Genomic DNA, 18,312 nt, shown 5'->3' with positions numbered 1-18,312 from the left:
AAATGATAGATTCCGTAACCCAACCATCATTACCCGAGAGCCAACCTCTTCCCTCTTCTCCAGAGGCTACCACTTGCCTTGATGGTTATATTACACAACCTGATTCTATTCCAGCCACTCCTTGGGAGACCTTTCGCTCAAAATTGTCTACAAAGCAAAGGCTTTGCTTTGTCCTAACACTCCTTGTAACATTAGCAGGAACACTCTTAGCAAGTTGCGCGGCATTTCAAGGAAACTGGATCATCTTTGGAATCGGGTTAGCGGTAATCTTAATCACCCTGATTCTTGCTCTTCTTCTAGCAATCCCCATAAAAAATAAGCAGACAAGCACCAAACTAATCGATGAGATGTCTCAAGACATATCTTCTATAGGGTCAGGATTTGCCAAGAGATATGGATCGATGTTCTCTATAATTAAAGAGACTCATATTCCTGAGCTCGTAACACAGAAGAATTCAGAAAAAGAAAAAATCTTAAATCAAATTGAAGAGAAAAAGGAAGCTAACAGCAAGCTTAAAATTGACATTGCTCTCTGCCAGAACAAATTAGAAAAGAAGAAAGAGAAATCTTTGATAAAAGGTCTTAAAAATCTATCGAAGAAACGTTAAAGCTGTAGTTTCGTTAGGCCTCTAAATAGTACCCTCCATTCAGATAAATCCCCTTGAAAATCCTCCTAAGCAGGAAAATCATTAGATAGTAATTTTAAAATTACGTATATTTCATTTCAATCTCTGGTAAAGTTGGAAAATTCTACGGAACATGTTCAAACTGCTCTTTCACCTCGCTGCATTTGCGGGACACGTACTCTCGACTCCTATTTTTATTGTTCAAGATGCTTGTGGGATTGATGAAGAGGACTGTAAAAATCCTCCTCCACGTCCCTTCTCTACTCAGGTACAATACCTAAAAGTTAACGATGCCAAATTTAAAAAGCTTTCGTATCAAACTCTAGGCTATCGTCAATACGATGGAACTTTTCTCTGCACGCTTCCGATTACAAAACATTCAGGTTTTCTTTTTTCTACTGGTTATATAGGCGCAGATATCCAATGGAAGAGCTCGACCCCTCTTTCAGAGACGGATCCTAAGGGACTAGGCTGGGCGACTTTTCAAGATAGATCTTTTTATAGCTATGCTCTTCTCTCTTTGGGAGCTTACACACTCTCCTTAAAAAATTGGCAGTGGTCTATCATTCTTTCTGGACTTTTTGATCCTCAAAACATTGAGATGGGTTATGGGCTCTATCAAGGAGTTCTCTCTGGCAAATACCAGGCTACGGATAAGCTTTCTGCCATTTTTGGCGTCATTAATGAAACAGGCCTCCATCAAGAGAAAGCCTGGCCTTTGGTAGGAGTGAGCTACAAAGCTACCGACCAGCTAACCTTGAATTGTATCTATCCTGTGAATTTTTCTATCGATTACCGCTCGACCTCTGTCTGCAATTTAGGTTTCTCTTATCGCCTTACAAGATTCCGAAAAAAACTTCATAGGAATCACTTAGTTTCTTCTCGCGGGATCTTTGAGTATCAAGGACGCGAAATTGAGGCCAGCGCGAAGCTAACCCCCTGGCCAGGAAGTTTTATTAAGGGATTTTACGGTTGGTCTATTGGTAATGACATTTCGATAGCAGATGATCACAACAATAACAAAACGTCTCACGCTTTTAAAACATCACCATTTTTCGGAGGTTCTGCCGTAATCAACTTCTAGTATCCGACTTACATCAAGATCTTTGTATACTCTCATGCAGAGGTTTAGAGAAAGTATTCTTTCCTATTTTCCTTCCTACCTGAGAATTTCGATTGTCTAAAAACCCCTATCCTCTTAAACTTTTATGTGATTTTCATAAAATATTCTATTTCAAACGGATATGGGCTTCAAAAATATCTGTAAACAGGGTTCACAGCTATATCTGGACGATATTTTTCCAGAACGTGTATTGGCTCGAAAATTGAAAAACTGCGCTGAGCGCTACCCCAAAACTGCATTAGCCATAGAAGTACTCGTCTCCACAATCCTAGGAGCTCTTAAGGTTATCCTGATTCCCTGCAGTGCAGCTTACGGTTGCGCTACCCTACCAATACGAGCCCTCTTTAACTCCATAAAAACAAGAAGCTGCCAGCATCTTTCCTCCTATTGTATGGCTTGGCTCTTTCAGCTTCTTACTATTGCTATTACTGCGGCTCTCGTCTTTAGCCTGATCTTTATACCCCCTGCAGTAGTATTTATCTCATTGGGCATTCTCATGTCTGTAACTACTAGCGCTTCCCTCTTTCAAATCCATAAAAACCTTTTCCCCCAACACCGACCTGTTCCTACACCCTCGGAACCTCCGACTCCGACTTTATCTTCTACACCCCCTCCGTGTGCTGATGAATATGTGCCTCTGATAAGCGAGTCTTATTTTGATGAAGAGTTTAAGTAAATGTAACTTAATATTTTTATTAAAAATCAGTTAAGATTTTAACCAAAAATTCATTTTAATAAAAAAAATCGAAACCGAAAAGAAAAGACAACTAACTAAATCCCATTAAATCTTATAATAATATGAAATATATTCTGTGGATGAAAGTTCATAGTCTTAATGATAATTACAATAAGTTGATAGTATGAGCAATTCGCCTATAAATCCCCTGGGCCAGCCGCAAGTTCCTGCCGAACCGTCCCCATCACGGGCTCCAGGTATAATAAAAAATCTAAAAACGTCATCAACAGGATTATTCCGCCGATTTATCACTGTTCCTGATCGCTATCCTAAAATGCGCTATGTCTACGATATAGGCATTATTGCCCTTGCAGCAATTGCTATTCTTTCGATTCTCCTGACTGCGTCAGGAAGTAGCATCATGCTCTATGCTCTTGCCCCAGCACTTGTTATGGGAGCTTTAGGAGTTTCTCTACTTATTTCTGATATTATGAATAGTCCAAAAGCAAAGAAGATTGCAGAGAGAATCACAGCTATCGTTGTTCCTATAATTGTGTTAGCAATTGCTGTCGGTCTTATTGCAGGAGCCTTCGCTGTCTCTGGTGGGACTATGTTAGTCTTTGCCAATCCTATGTTTATCATGGGGTTAATTACGGTGGGCCTATATTTCATGTCATTGAATAAGCTCACTCTGAACTATTTTCGTACGGAACACCTCTTGAAAACCCAAAAGAAAACTCAAGAGACAATAGATGTTCTTCTAGATTCCCCATCACCCGAAGATGCAAAAAAAATCGCCCTTGAAAGCAAGAGTAATTTAGCTGCAGATGCCCGCCGCAAAAAGGAAGAAGCCGCAAAAAGACAAGATGCCCGTCATCGTCACATCCATCGTAGAGCCCAAGGATCTATGAGCTATTCACCAGATCATACGGGCAAGCACTCACCCTGGCATGATGGTTTCCCAACAAAAAAATCCCTTGATGAGTCCCAACGACCAGGATCAATCAGTCCTCCATTTGAGGGGGGCTCTCATCCATCTCGTTTCGAAGAATTTAATCAAGGTCCCTTCACTGGAAGTAAAACCGAAAGCTCATTTATCCCCATAACACCTGGGAGCCCCACCCCTCCTAGCTTTCCTGCAAGTAGTGTGATTGTACATCCTGAACCCATCTATCCTAAAGACAGAAACTCCTCAATTCCTCGAATATCTTCATCTTCCCGCCGTTCCTCTCGCGATGGTCAAAACAAACAACAGCAACAGAAAGATGAGGATTCGAACCAGGACAGTAAAAAATCTAAGAAGAAAAGTAAGAAAACTAGCACTTCGCGTACAACTCCGCCTCCAGGCAAAAGTTCTCCTAACAAATTTGACCCCAAGAATCCCTTTTCCGATGGTTATGACGAGAGAGAAAATCAGAAAAAAAACAACCAGAAATAATGATCCGCGGTTTAGATAACCATTCCCTCTCCTCACTATTTTTGGTGAGAAACCACACAGTTCAAGAAGATCTGAAACGATTTTGGTTTTAGATCTTCCTTGACACTGCTAAATACTCCACTAATATTTTAAGAAACCGCTAAACTCTTTAAAAGTTTCTTAGCTTCTGTTCCCCCCAGCTTGGTAATTCTACTAGAAATCCTCATAAGAGCATTTCCTTGATTTATTTATCTATATTCTCTATTGCTGCACTAGGCTCCTAAGACATCGGACTGCGGGAGTATTTTTATAGAACCTTGTTATTACTACCCCTAAGAAACAAATGAAAAATTCTTTGCATTGGTTATTTACCTCTTCAGCTCTTGTCCTCTCTCTACCCTCATTAACTGCTGCAGAAACGAATCTCTCGTCATCCGATAACCATGATAATAGCTCTGCTTTCAACGTCAAGCAAACTTCAGAAGCTTCGGGAACTACCTACAATCTCACGAGTGATGTTTCGATCAAGAATGTATCTACAACTAATCCTGCAGATAAAAGCTGTTTTGAAAATACTTCAGGAGCACTGAGCTTTGTTGGAGCTGGGTACTCACTGACTCTACAGGCACTAGGGCTTACGCATGATGGCGCTGCGATTAATAACACCAGTTCTGCTCTTTCTTTCTCAGGATTCTCATCCCTCTTAATAGACTCAGCTCCAGCAACAAGCACCTCAGGAGGGAACGGCGCCGTCTTTGTTACAAATACTAGTGGAGGGAGTGTTACTTTTACTGACAATGCCAGTGTAACCCTCCAGAGTAACTCTTCAGCAAAAGATGGGGCTGCAATTTCTGCTTACAGCATCAATCTCACTAAAACTACAACAGCCGCTCTCTTACATCAAAACACTACCACGAAAAATGGAGGGGCCTTCTGTACCGCAGCAAATACTACAGTTCAAGAAAACGCAGGAACAGTAACCTTTTCCTCAAACACTGCCACAGAAAAAGGCGGGGCAATTTATTCAAAAACCAGTGACAGCAAGATTGCCTCCAATACAGGAGTCGTTACTTTCAAATCGAATACTGCGAAGACGGGAGGTGCTTGGTGTTCTGATGACAACCTGGCTCTTATTGATAATACTCAGGTAGTTTTCCAGGGAAATCAAACGAATGCTTCAGGATCTCTGACAAACCAGGATGGGTGTGGCGGAGCAATCTGTTGTTATCTTGCTGCGGTAGCAGGAAAAACTGGTTTGAAGATTTCTGGAAACCAAGAACTAAGCTTCACTACCAATACTGCAACAGGAAATGGCGGCGCTATTTATGCTACCAAGTGTTCCTTGGATGCCAACTCAACTCTTACCTTCGATCAAAATACTGCAACAGCAGGATGTGGGGGAGCGATCTACACAGAAACTGAAGATTTTGCTCTTACTGAAAGTACAGGGACTGTTACCTTTAGTACTAACACAGCGAAGACGGGAGGGGCCTTATATTCTAAAGGAAATAACTCTCTGACTGGAAATGTAAAACTGATTTTTTCAGGGAATAAAGCCACGGACTCTGGTTCTCCAGCAAATCAAGATGGATGTGGGGGGGCGATCCTAGCCTTTATTGATTCAGCATCTCTAGCAGGAAAAACAGGACTTTCCATTGGAAATAACCAAGAACTAAGCTTCACTACCAATACCGCAACAGTAAGTGGTGGGGCTATCTATGCTACCAAATGTTCCCTATCAGGAAACGGCACCCTTACCTTTGATCAAAATAGTGCAGGAACTGCAGGAGGGGCCATCTATACAGAAACTGAAGATTTTACTCTTACGGGAAGTACAGGAACAGTTACTTTCAGCACAAATACTGCAAAAACAGCAGGCGCTCTACATACTAAAGGAAACACCTCTCTTACTAAAAATAAAGCTCTTATATTTTCTGGAAACTCAGCAACAGCAACAACTACTACAAATCAAGACGGTTGCGGAGGGGCGATCCTCTGCAACATTGCCAACTCCGATATAGCTACAAAGAGTCTAACTCTTACTGAAAATGAAAGTTTAAGCTTCACTACCAATACTGCAACAGTAAGTGGTGGGGCTATCTATGCTACCAAATGTTCCCTATCAGGAAACGGCACCCTTACCTTTGATCAAAATAGTGCAGGAACTGCAGGAGGGGCCATCTATACAGAAACTGAAGATTTTACTCTTACGGGAAGTACAGGAACAGTTACTTTCAGCACAAATACTGCAAAAACAGCAGGCGCTCTACATACTAAAGGAAACACCTCTCTTACTAAAAATAAAGCTCTTATATTTTCTGGAAACTCAGCAACAGCAACAACTACTACAAATCAAGACGGTTGCGGAGGGGCGATCCTCTGCAACATTGCCAACTCCGATATAGCTACAAAGAGTCTAACTCTTACTGAAAATGAAAGCTTGAGTTTTAGTGGCAATACTGCAAAGGCAAGTGGCGGGGCAATCTATGCTCCCAAGTGTATAATATCGGGAAGTCAAGCGATAGACTTCGATGGCAATTCTGCCGAAACTTCGGGAGGAGCGATTTATTCAAAAATACTCTCGATCACAGCAAATGGTTCTGTCTCATTTACCAATAATTCTGCAGGAAAAGGAGGAGCCATTCATATTGCCGACAATGGAGAACTTTCTTTAGAGGCTATCGATGGTGACATTACTTTTTCAGGGAATCGATCTACGGAAGGAAAGTCGACGCCCAACTCGATTCATCTGGGTGCAGGAGCCAAGATCACTAAGCTTGCAGCAGCTCCTGGTCACACTATTTACTTCTACGATCCCATCACGATGGAAACTCCTACATCTGGAACCATAGAAGAACTTGTAATTAATCCCGTTGTTGTCAAAGCCGTTGTTGCCCCTCAGGTGCAACCAAAAAATGTTCCTACAGCTTCTGTTCCCGTACCACCTGTACCACCTACAACAAATACTGGAACTATAGTATTTTCCGCTGGAAAACTCTCGAGTCCAGATGCGGCCATTGCTGCAAATACTACTACTGTACTGAACCAAAAGATCAACTTAGCGGGAGGAAATGTCGTTTTAAAAGAAGGAGCAACCCTACAAGTATATTCCTTCACACAACAACCTGACTCTACAATATTTATGGATGCAGGAACAACCTTAGAGACGACTACAGCTAGCAATGCGGATGGCAACATCACACTAACCAATCTTTCTGTAAATTTGGATGCCTTAGACGGAAAGCATATGGTCAAGATTGCCGTGAACAGCACAAGTGGAAACCTAAAAATCTCAGGTAATTTGAAGTTCCATAACAACGAAGGAAATTTCTATGATAATCCTGGGTTAAAAACAAATTTAGATCTTCCTTTCTTAGATCTTTCTTCTACTGCAGGAACTGTAAATTTAGATAACTTCAATCCTATTCCTTCTGGCATGACTAGCCCAACTTATGGTTATCAAGGAAGTTGGACTCTTGTTCCTAAAGTTGGAACTGGAGGAAAAGTTACTTTAGTTGCAGAATGGCAACCGTCAGGATACTCTCCCAAACCAGAACTTCGCGCTACTCTAGTTCCTAATAGCCTCTGGAATGCCTATATTAATATCCATTCTATACAGGAAAACATAGCAATTGCGATGTTAGAAGCTCCTTCACATCAAGGCCTTTGGATTGGAGGTATTTCTAATGCCTTCCACCAAGATAAACGTAAAGAAAACTCAGGATTCCGTCTGATTTCAGGAGGCTATATTGTTGGAGGCAGCATTACCACCCCTGAAGAAAAGACCTTTGCTGTTGCATTCACCCAGCTTTTTGGCAAGTCTAAGGATTACGTACTCTCAGATATCAAATCTCAAGTATATGCAGGCTCCGTCTATGCCCAAAGCTCCTATGTCGTTCCTCTCCATACCTCTTTGCGTCGCCATGCCCTTTCTAAAATCCTTCCAGAGTTACCTGGAGAAACTCCGCTTGTTCTTCATGGTCAGGTTTCCTATGCAAGAAACCACCATAATATGACGATAAAACTAACAAACAGTACCAAAGGAAAATCCCATTGGGATAGTCATAGCTTTGCTGCTGAAGTTGGCGGTTCACTTCCTATAGATCTAAACTATAACTATCTCACTAGCTACTCTCCATATGCGAAACTCCAAGTTGTTAGCGTAAATCAAAAAGGATGCAAAGAGGTTGCTGCTGATCCGCGAACTTTTGAAGCTTGCCACCTGATCAACTTCTCTATTCCTATGGGAATCACTTTCAAACACGAATCAGCAAAGCTAGGAAGTGCTTTGCATCTTACTTTAGGTTACATTATAGACGCCTATAGAGATCATCCTCTTTGCCTGACTTCCTTGGCAAATGGAACATCATGGTCTACGTTTGCCACCAATTTATCACGTCAAGCTTTCTTTGCCGAGGCTGCTGGACAGTATAAGCTATTCCATGATTTTGAATGTTTTGCTTCTGGAGGCTGTGAATTCCGCAGTTCCTCAAAAAGCTATAATGCAAATTGTGGAACTCGTTATTCTTTCTAAGATCTTAGAGAAACATCCTTTTTATAAAGATGAAGACACTATTGAGATAGCACATGTAAAGTGATCGAGGGGACGCCATCTCTCTTCATAAAAGAGATTCTTAAAGCCCGCATGACGAAAAATACAGGATCGCCCTTCCTTAGGATTCTGGTTCCCTCCATACATCAATGCCTGGAGTTTCCCTTGATTTCTTTTTTTCTTTACAGTATTTGCTAACTCAATTTCCTTGTTTCAAAAAGTGCTTACAAATGAAGTCCTCCGTTTCTTGGTTGTTCTTTTCTTCAATCCTAATCTCTTCGTCGCTCCCTATAGTCGCAGCAGAGGTGAAATTAGATAGCAGCAATAATTATGATGGATCAAATGGAACGAACTTTGCCCCCTATACGACTAACGATGCTTCAGGAACTACCTATTCCTTACTTTCTGACGTATCATTTCAAAATGCAGGAACTTCAGGATTAGCACTGGCGTCAGGATGCTTCCAAGAAACTGGCGGGGATCTTAGTTTCCAAGGGAACAATCATTCTCTGACCTTTGCATTTATCAACGCAGGTTCCAGCTCTGGAACTGTAGCCAGCACCTCAGTAGCAGACAAAAACCTTCTCTTTAACGATTTTTCTAAGCTCATAATTTTTTCTTGTCCCTCTCTTACCATTGCTCCTACTGGGCAATGTGCTCTTAAATCTGCGAACAATGTATCTCTAACTGGAAATTCCCAAATCATATTTAATCAGAACTTCTCATCGGATAACGGTGGTGTTATCAATACTAAAAACTTCTTGTTAACAGGGACCTCTCATTCGGCTAGTTTTTCAAAAAACCAAGCCTTTACTGGCAAACAGGGGGGTGCAGTTTACGCTACAGGAACTCTAACTATTGAAAACAACCCAGGAACCATTTCCTTCTTTAAAAACATAGCGAAGGGAGCAGGAGGAGCTCTTTATAGTTCTGGAAACTGTTCTATTACGAATAACTTTCAAGTTACCTTTGACAGCAATAGTGCTTGGGAAACAGTTCAAGCGCAGGGAGGGGCAATCTGTTGCACGACGGCAGCCACCACTGTTTCTCTTACTGGGAACCAAAACCTCTCTTTCATAAATAACACAGCATTAAAAAATGGTGGGGCAATCTCTGGAATTAAGGTAAGCATTTCTTCTGGAGGCCCTACGTTATTTGAAAGTAACATCTCAGGAAGCAGTGGAGGTAAGGGAATAGGAGGAGCAATCAATATAGGAGCTGCTGGTGAGCTTATTCTTTCTGCTGACGCTGGAGATATTACCTTCAATAATAACCAGATCACCAATGGAATAACAAGTACAAGAAACGCGATAAATATCAGTGATACAGGTAAAGTCATAACAATACGAGCTGCCAAGGGACAGTCTATCTATCTCTATGATCCCATTACAAATCCAGGCACAACAGCTGTTGCCGATATAGTGAATTTAAACTTAGCAGATGCAAGGAGCAAGGTAGAGTACAGAGGAGCTATTATTTTTTCTGGAGAGAAACTTTCTACTGCAGAGAAAGCAATAGCTGAAAACGTTACCTCTACGATCAGACAGTCTGCGGTATTAGCGCGAGGGAATCTTACACTTCGCGACGGAGTCACTGTCGCTTTCAAGAATTTAACTCAAACTCCAGGATCTCAAATTTTAATGGATGGAGGAACTACGCTCAGTGCCAAAGACGACAATCTTTCTCTTACTGGCTTAGCAGTAAACATCTCCTCCTTAGATGGGACCAACAAGGCAATTTTAAAAACAGAAACCGCGGATAAAAATATTTCCCTATCGGGGACCGTGCGACTGGTCGACACTCAAGATTCATTCTATGAAAATCACAATTTAAAAACTACTAGCACCTATCCCCTTCTTCAGATCACTACGGCAGGATCGAACGGGACAATAACCCTCGGAGCTCTTTCTGCACTGACTCTTCAAGAACCTGAGACTCACTATGGTTATCAAGGAAACTGGGAGTTATCTTGGGCAGGTGGAACTTCTTCCAAAATAGGAAGCATCAACTGGACCCCAAAAGGATATATTCCCAATCCCGAGAGAAGAAGTAATCTTCCTCCAAATAGCCTATGGGGCAACTTTATAGATATACGCTCGCTAAATCAGCTGATAGAAACAAAATCTAACGGTGAGCCATTTGAGCGTGACTTATGGATTTCGGGAATCGCTAATTTCTTTTACAGAGACTCTATGCGAAACCGCCATGGTTTCCGTCATATCAGCGGAGGGTATATTCTAGGGCTAACAGCAACAACTCCCGCTTCAGATCAGCTTACCTTTGCATTCTGTCAGCTTTTCGCTAAAGATCGTAACTATGTTACAGATAAGAATCATGGAGATATTTACGGAGCCTCTTTATATTTCAAGCATACAGAGGGGCTATTTGAAATTGCCAATTTCCTTTGGGGTAAGGCAAGTCGAGCTCCTTCGATTCTATCTGGGATCTCGAAGACTATTCCTTTATCTTTTGATGCTAAATTCAGTTATCTTCATACGGACAACCACATGAAGACATACTACACCAAGTACCCTACAGTCAATGGTTCTTGGAGAAATGATGCCTTCTGTGCAGATCTCGGAGCTAGCCTACCTTTTACAATTTCAGTCCCCTATCTTCTCGAAGAGATTGAACCTTTTGTCAAAGTGCAGTATATTTATGCCCATCAAAAAGACTTCTACGAGCGTAACCCTGAAGGACGAGCCTTCAATAAAAGTGAGCTTATCAACATAGAAATCCCTATAGGTGTTACATTCGAGAGAGACTCTAAATCAGAAAAGGGAACTTATGATCTTACTCTTATGTACGTAGTCGATCCATACCGACGCAATCCCAAATGCAGGACATACCTGAAAGCTAGCGATGCTGATTGGATGGCCTATGGCACCAACTTGGCACGACAAGGGTTCCTTGTGCGTGCTGCGAACCATTTCCAACCTAATCCTCACATGGAGATCTTCGGTCAATTCGCCTTTGAGGTACGAAGTTCTTCACGAAACTATAATATAAACCTAGGCTCTAAGTTTCGTTTCTAGAGCAACGAAAATATGTTAACTAATAAACCAAAGCATTTTCTATGAAAATACCTTTGCATAAACTCCTGGTTTCTTCTACTCTCGCTACTCCGATCCTTTTGAATATTTCAACTTATGGAGTAGATGTCACCCTCTCCCCTACAGATAGTTTTGATGGAGCTGACGGCGGTACATTTGCGCCAAAATCCACGACAGATGCGAGCGGCACTAACTACATTTTTTCAGGAAGCGTCTATATAAGCGAAGCTGGGAAAGGCACTGCACTAACGAGTTGTTGCTTTACAAAAGCTAATGGCGATCTTACCTTTACTGGCAAAGGATATTCTTTTTCATTTAATACAATCGATGCGAGTGGGAATGCAGCAGCTGCAGCAAGCACAGCTGCTGATAAAGCTCTAACCTTCACAGGATTTTCTAATCTTTCTTTCATTGCAGCTCCTGGATCTACAGTTACTACAGGAAAAAGCACTCTAAGTTCTGGAGGAGCATTAAATCTTACTGATAACGGAAATATTCTCTTTAGCCAAAACGTCTCCAATGACACTAATAATAATGGCGGAGCTATCACTACAAAAACACTTTCTATTTCTGGAAATACATCTTCTGTAACCTTCACTAGTAACAGTGCGAAAAAATTAGGCGGAGCCGTTTATAGCTCTGGTACTGCAAATATCTCAGGAAACACAGGCTATTTAGTCTTTATGAATAATAAAGGAGAAACAGGGGGTGGAGCCCTAGCTTTTGAAGACAATACTTCGATTACTCAAAATGGCTATGTCTTTTTCTCTGGCAACAGCGCAACAGAGGCTACAGGAAATGGTGGCGCCATTTCCTGTGCAAAAACAGGAAGTACTCCTACTCTGACTCTCTCTGGAAATAAAATCCTTACTTTTATTGAGAACTCTTCAATAGCTGAAGGTGGGGCGATCTATGCTCATAGTTTAGTCCTGTCTGCTGGAGGTCCTACCCTCTTTAGGAATAACAAATGTGGAAACACAGCTGCAGGGAAAGGTGGGGCTATTGCCATTCCAGACAATGGATCTTTAAGTCTCTCTGCAGATCAAGGAGATATTACTTTCCTTGGAAATACGTTAACAACAACCAATCCTCCTCCACCTGAACGAAATGCTCTCTACCTTGGGTCTTCAGCAAAATTCACCAACTTACGGGCTGCTAAAGGTCGCTCTATTTTTTTTTATGATCCTATTACATCTCACGCCACGGGATCTACAGATACTCTTACCATCAATCAACCCGACAGCAGCTCATTGCTAGATTATTCAGGAACAATTGTATTCTCTGGTGAAAAACTCTCTGAAGATGAGACAAAAGTCGCTGCGAACCTCTCTACAACATTAAAACAACCATTGATTCTAGCCTCTGGAACCTTAGCACTCAAAGGGAATGTACAGTTAGATATCAATACCCTTACACAGACTGAAGGCTCCACAGTCATGATGCAGCCAGGAACCAAGCTCAAAGCAAGTACTGATAATATTACTCTTACCAAACTTGTTGTGGATCTTTCTTCCTTGGATACTACAAAGAGTGTGACGATTGAAACAACAGGTGCAAGCAAAACTATCACCTTATCATCCCCTCTTGTTTTTCAAGATAGCAGCGGAAACTTTTATGAAAGCCATACAATAAACCAAACACCAACGCACCCTTTGGTCGTATTCACTGCTGCTGCTGCTACCGATATTCATATTGACGCGCTTCTCAAAAATCCTGTGCAAACTCCTGAACCTCATTACGGCTATCAGGGACATTGGGAGGCTACGTGGGCAGACACAACAACTTCAAAATCAGGAACAATTACTTGGATAACCACGGGCTATAACCCGAACCCTGAGCGCAGGGCTTCCATAGTTCCCGATTCCTTATGGGCATCCTTCACTGACATTCGCACTTTACAACAGATCATGACATCCAGTGCGAATAGTATCTATCAGCAACGAGGACTCTGGGCTTCAGGAACTGCGAATTTCTTCTATAAAGATGCATCGGGGATGAACCAAGCATTTCGACATAAAAGTTACGGCTATATTGTTGGAGCGAGTGCTGAAGACTCTTCTGAAAATATCTTCAGCCTAGCTTTCTGCCAGCTCTTTGGAAAAGATAAAGACCTTTTTATAGTTGAAAATACTTCTCATAACTATCTAGGTTCGCTATACCTGCAGCATACAGCATTTCTAGGAGGACTTCCCATGCCTTCATCTGGAGGAATCTTCGACCTCTTGAAAGACATTCCCCTGATTTTGAATGGTCAGCTAAGCTATAGCTATACTAAAAATGATATGGATACTCACTATACTTCCTATCCCGAAGCTCAGGGCTCATGGACTAATAACTCTGGAGCCCTAGAACTGGGAGGAGCCCTAGCTATATATCTCCCGAAAGAAACCCCTTTCTTCCAAGGATATTTCCCTTTCTTAAAGTTCCAAGCTATCTATAGCCGCCAAGAAGACTTTAAAGAGAGCGGTGCTGAAGCCCGTGCTTTTGATGAGGGTGACCTTGTAAACTGTTCCATACCTGTTGGTATTCGCTTAGAAAAAATCTCTAAAGATGAAAAAAATAATCTTGAGATTTCTCTATCCTATATTTCCGATGTCTACCGTAAAAACCCTCGTTCTCGTACTTCACTCCTTATCAGTGGAGCTTCTTGGACTTCAGTATGTAAAAACTTGGCACGCCAAGCCTTCTTAGCCAGTGCTGGAAGCCATCTTACCTTATCCCCTCATGTAGAACTCTCTGGGCAAGCTACCTATGAGCTTCGTGGCTCAGCACACATCTATAATGTAGACTGTGGCCTAAGGTACTCATTCTAGTTCTTGTTTTCCTCCCTAAACTTAGGGAGGATTTTTTTTCATTTCAATTTACTATCCTCTCCATTCCTCTTGATTTCTTTAATTTATTGCAGTATGTGGTGAAATAATTTTTAAATCACCGACAAACCTCTATATGAAATCCTTACTTCATTGGTCTTTAATCTCTTCGGCTGTAGCGTTTCCCCTCTCTCTAAGTTTCTCTACATTTGCTGCTGTTGTCGAAATCAATCTAGGATCTGATAATAGCTTCTCTGGACCAGGAACCTACACTCCCCCAGCCGCCACATCAAATGCAGATGGAACTGTATATACCTTCATAGGGGATGTGTCGATCGCGAGTGCAGGATCTCCAACAGCTTTAACAACTGCCTGCTTTAAAGAAAGTACTGGAAATCTTATTTTCCAAGGCAACGGTTATCAATTTTTACTACAAACTATCGATGCAGGAGCAAACTGTGCCATTATCAATGAAGCTGCGAACAAACTTCTCTCCTTATCAGGATTCTCCTATCTATCAGTGATACAAGCCACTCATGCTACCACAGGAACAGGAGCCGTCAAATCCTCAGGAGCTCTATCTCTTAAATCTAACCATAGTTGTTACTTTAGCCAAAACTTTTCTACCACCAATGGTGGTGCCTTACAAGGCACTTCTATCGATCTCTCCTTAACCCCTAATCTCACTTTCCAAAAGAACTCAGCGACGCAAAAAGGAGGCGCACTCTATTCTACGGGAGCTATTACAATTAACAACACGTTCAACTCTATACAATTTACTGAAAATACCGCAGGGAATAATGGAGGTGCTATCTATACAGAAGCTAGTAGTTTTATTAGTAACAACCATGCAATCAGCTTTGTAAACAATACTACGACAGCAGCCTCAGCTACTGGAGGAGCAATTTACTGCGTTGGTACAGCTGCTCCTAAACCAACACTCACCCTATCAGGAAACAATGAACTCAGCTTTATAGGAAACTCAGCAATTACTAGGGGTGGAGCTATCTATACCGACAATCTCGTTCTTTCTTCTGGAGGACCTACTCTCTTTAAAAACAACTCTGTTAAAGACACAACTCCAGTAGGAGGAGCTATTGCTATCGCAGATTCTGGATCTTTGAGCCTTTCGGCAGACAGTGGGGACATTACTTTTGAAGGCAACACAATAATTAAAGGAACTACCCCTAATTTCACTACTACAAGAAATGCCATTAATATTGGCAATACCAATGCTAAAATTGTACAACTACGAGCCTCTCAAGGCAATACCATCTATTTCTATGATCCCATCACGACCAGCCTAACTACAGCTCTGACAGATGTTTTGAACGTAAATGGTCCTAACGTTACAGGCAATCCTCCCTATCAAGGAACAATCGTCTTTTCAGGAGAGAAGCTCACCGAAACAGAAGCTGCAGTTGCAGATAATCTGAAATCTACAATTCAGCAGCCTATAATTCTTGCAGGCGGCCAACTCTCTCTTAAATCGGGAGTTACTCTAGCAGCTAAGTCCTTTACACAGTCTCCAGGCTCTATCCTCCTGATGGATGCAGACACAACATTAGAAACAACCGAAGCCATCACCGTAAATAATCTTGTTCTCAATGTAGGCTTCTTAAAAGAAACCAAAAAGGCAACGTTAAAAACAACAACAGCAAGTCAGGCAATAACATTATCTGGCGCGATCTCTCTTACGGATCCTTCTAACACTGTCTATGAAGATATCTCCTGGAATAACCCTCAAATCTTTTCTTGTCTTACTCTTACTGCTGCTGCCACAACAGATATCCACATCACAGACTTGGCTCCTAATCCTGTAGAGAAAAATCCTATCCATTGGGGATACCAAGGAAATTGGACCTTGTCTTGGCAAGAGGATACCGCAAATAAATCCAAATCTGCGACTCTTACCTGGACAAAAACAGGATACAATCCTAATCCCGAGCGTCGTGGAACCTTGGTTCCCAACACACTGTGGGGATCGTTTGTAGATGTCCGCGCAATACAACAACTTATAGCTACTAAAGTACGCCAAATCAATGAAACTCGTGGCATCTGGTGCGAAGGGATCTCCAACTTCTTTCATAAAGACAAAACTAAGATAAATAAAGGCTTTCGTCACATCAGTGCGGGCTATGTTGTAGGAGCCACTACAACCCTAGCTTCCGATGATCTTATCACCGCAGCTTTTTGTCAGTTATTCGGAAAAGATAGGGACCATTTTATAAATAAAAATAGAGCTCATGCCTATGCAGGTTCTATTCATTTGCAACATCTAGCCACCTTTTCTTCTCCCCATGGGTTTTTACTTCGCTATCTTCCTGGTTCCGAAGGGAAGCAACCTGTTCTGTTCGATGCTCAGGTTAGTTATATCTATACTAAAAATAATATGAAGACCCATTACACTCAATCGCCCAAGGGAGAGAGTTCATGGTATAATGATGGTTGCGCTCTAGAACTTACTAGCTCTCTACCACAAACTTCTTTGCAACGTCAGGGACTCTTCCACGGATATTCTCCATTCATCAAACTAGAAGTTTCTTATATACACCAAGATAGCTTCCAAGAACGCAATACTACCCTGCTACGATCTTTCGATAGCGCTGATCTAGTTAACATCTCCATCCCTATCGGAATTACCTTCGAAAGGTTTTCTAGAAACGAGCGCACTTCTTATGAAGCCACTTTCATTTATGTTCCTGATGTCTACCGTAAGAATCCTGAGTGCACCTCGGCTCTCATAATCAACAATACTTCTTGGAAAACAACAGGAACCAATCTCTCAAGGCAGGCTGCGATCGGACGTGCTGGCATCTTCTATGCCTTCACTCCGAATCTTGAGATCATAAGTAACCTCTCTATGGAACTTCGTGGATCCTCACGTAGCTACAATGTAGATCTTGGAGGAAGTTTTAGTTTCTAGCCTCTAAAAATATCTGGCTCTTTTCTGAAAGTTTATCCGTTTTTAAACTTCAAAAGAGAGCTTTTGTTTAACCCACCCTGCGTTCCCCTCTCGTCACTAAGATTCCAAAAAAATCTTGAAAAGTAATGTAAAACTTCGTAAAAAAGTTTTTTACCTTGCATTCCCCTCTCTTTTTTTGTATTGGCAAAATCTATCGCTATACAACAGAGTAGGTTTATGAAATCGCAATTTTCTTGGTTAGTCATCTCTTCAACACTGGCGTGTTTTAGTAGTTGCTCCTCAGTGTTTGCAGCTACTGCTGAAAATCTAGGTCCCTCGGATAGTTTTGATGGAAATACTAACTCAGGAAACTACACTCCCAAAGCTACGACTGCCGGAGTAGACTATACTCTTACAGGGGATGTATCACTGCAAAATCTTGGGAATACTACAGCTCTAACTGCTGGTTGTTTTTCTGATACCACAGAAGGACTAACCTTTACTGGAGGGGGCTACGCACTTTCTTTTCAAAACATAAAGTCTAGCGCTGAAGGCGCGGCTCTTTCTGTCTCTGCAGCTGATAAAAATCTTTCGCTAACGGGATTTTCAAGTCTTACTTTTTTAGCAGCCCCCTCATCGGTAATTACGACTCCTACAGGGAAAGGAGCCATTAAGTGTGGAGGGGCACTTACATTTAATAAAAATGGGAAAATTCTATTTAAACAGAATTACTGTAGTGAAGATGGTGGCGCGATTTCTACAAAGAGTTTTTTGCTAACAAGCAATACAGGATCCATTTCTTTTGAAGAGAATAAATCTACAACAGGGAAGAAAGGGGGTGCTATTTATACAACTGATACTGTAGATATTACAAATAATGTTGCTCCTATTCTCTTTTCAAAAAATATTGCTGATACTGCTGGCGGCGCGATAAATAGCGCAAAAAATTGCACAATTACAGGAAACCGTGCCCTTGTATTTTCTGGAAATAGTGTTACGGGGACTACAGGAAATGGCGGAGCCCTTTGTGGAGATGAGGACGTTATCATATCAGGGAATCAAAGCGTGACTTTCTCGGATAACCAAGCGGTAGCTAATGGTGGGGCTATTTACGCTAAGAAGCTTACTCTTTCTGCCGGGGGGGGGGGGG

The 18,312-nt window shown here is 41.7% G+C and carries 8 protein-coding genes and 1 pseudogene; all 9 read left to right on the top strand.

Translation table 11 applies throughout. From position 1 onward, the window contains the following. Window positions 1–2: 2 nt before the first annotated feature. Complete coding sequence (locus tag CMV32_RS04945; RefSeq protein ID WP_100934814.1) at window positions 3–608, top strand: hypothetical protein; 606 nt, start codon at window positions 3–5, stop codon at window positions 606–608. A gap of 151 nt (window positions 609–759) precedes the next feature. Continuing rightward, window positions 760–1,710: a hypothetical protein gene (locus CMV32_RS04940; RefSeq protein ID WP_100934813.1), complete on the top strand. Its 951-nt coding sequence runs from the start codon at window positions 760–762 to the stop codon at window positions 1,708–1,710. Window positions 1,711–1,870: 160 nt separating this feature from the next. Continuing rightward, a complete protein-coding gene (locus tag CMV32_RS04935) occupies window positions 1,871–2,425 on the top strand; it encodes a DUF5422 family protein (RefSeq protein ID WP_100934812.1) in 555 nt (184 codons plus the stop codon). 184 nt (window positions 2,426–2,609) lie between these two features. After that, complete coding sequence (locus tag CMV32_RS04930) at window positions 2,610–3,863, top strand: IncV family inclusion membrane protein (RefSeq protein WP_100934811.1); 1,254 nt, start codon at window positions 2,610–2,612, stop codon at window positions 3,861–3,863. A gap of 322 nt (window positions 3,864–4,185) precedes the next feature. Continuing rightward, on the top strand, window positions 4,186–8,376 hold the full coding sequence (locus tag CMV32_RS04925) for a polymorphic outer membrane protein middle domain-containing protein (protein ID WP_100934810.1): 4,191 nt from the start codon (window positions 4,186–4,188) through the stop codon (window positions 8,374–8,376). A 248-nt stretch (window positions 8,377–8,624) separates the two neighbouring features. After that, a complete protein-coding gene (locus CMV32_RS04920) occupies window positions 8,625–11,429 on the top strand; it encodes a polymorphic outer membrane protein middle domain-containing protein (RefSeq protein ID WP_100934870.1) in 2,805 nt (934 codons plus the stop codon). A gap of 41 nt (window positions 11,430–11,470) precedes the next feature. After that, a complete protein-coding gene (locus tag CMV32_RS04915) occupies window positions 11,471–14,260 on the top strand; it encodes a polymorphic outer membrane protein middle domain-containing protein (RefSeq protein WP_100934809.1) in 2,790 nt (929 codons plus the stop codon). Window positions 14,261–14,393: 133 nt separating this feature from the next. Next, complete coding sequence (locus tag CMV32_RS04910; RefSeq protein WP_100934808.1) at window positions 14,394–17,183, top strand: polymorphic outer membrane protein middle domain-containing protein; 2,790 nt, start codon at window positions 14,394–14,396, stop codon at window positions 17,181–17,183. Window positions 17,184–17,399: 216 nt separating this feature from the next. Continuing rightward, window positions 17,400–18,312: pseudogene (locus tag CMV32_RS04900) on the top strand (polymorphic outer membrane protein middle domain-containing protein); the annotation flags it as partial.

The organism is Candidatus Chlamydia corallus (genome assembly GCF_002817655.1).
Lineage (GTDB): Bacteria > Chlamydiota > Chlamydiia > Chlamydiales > Chlamydiaceae > Chlamydia > Chlamydia corallus.
The sequence above is the reverse complement of the archived record's forward strand: the minus strand, read 5'-3'. Positions and strand labels throughout refer to the sequence as shown.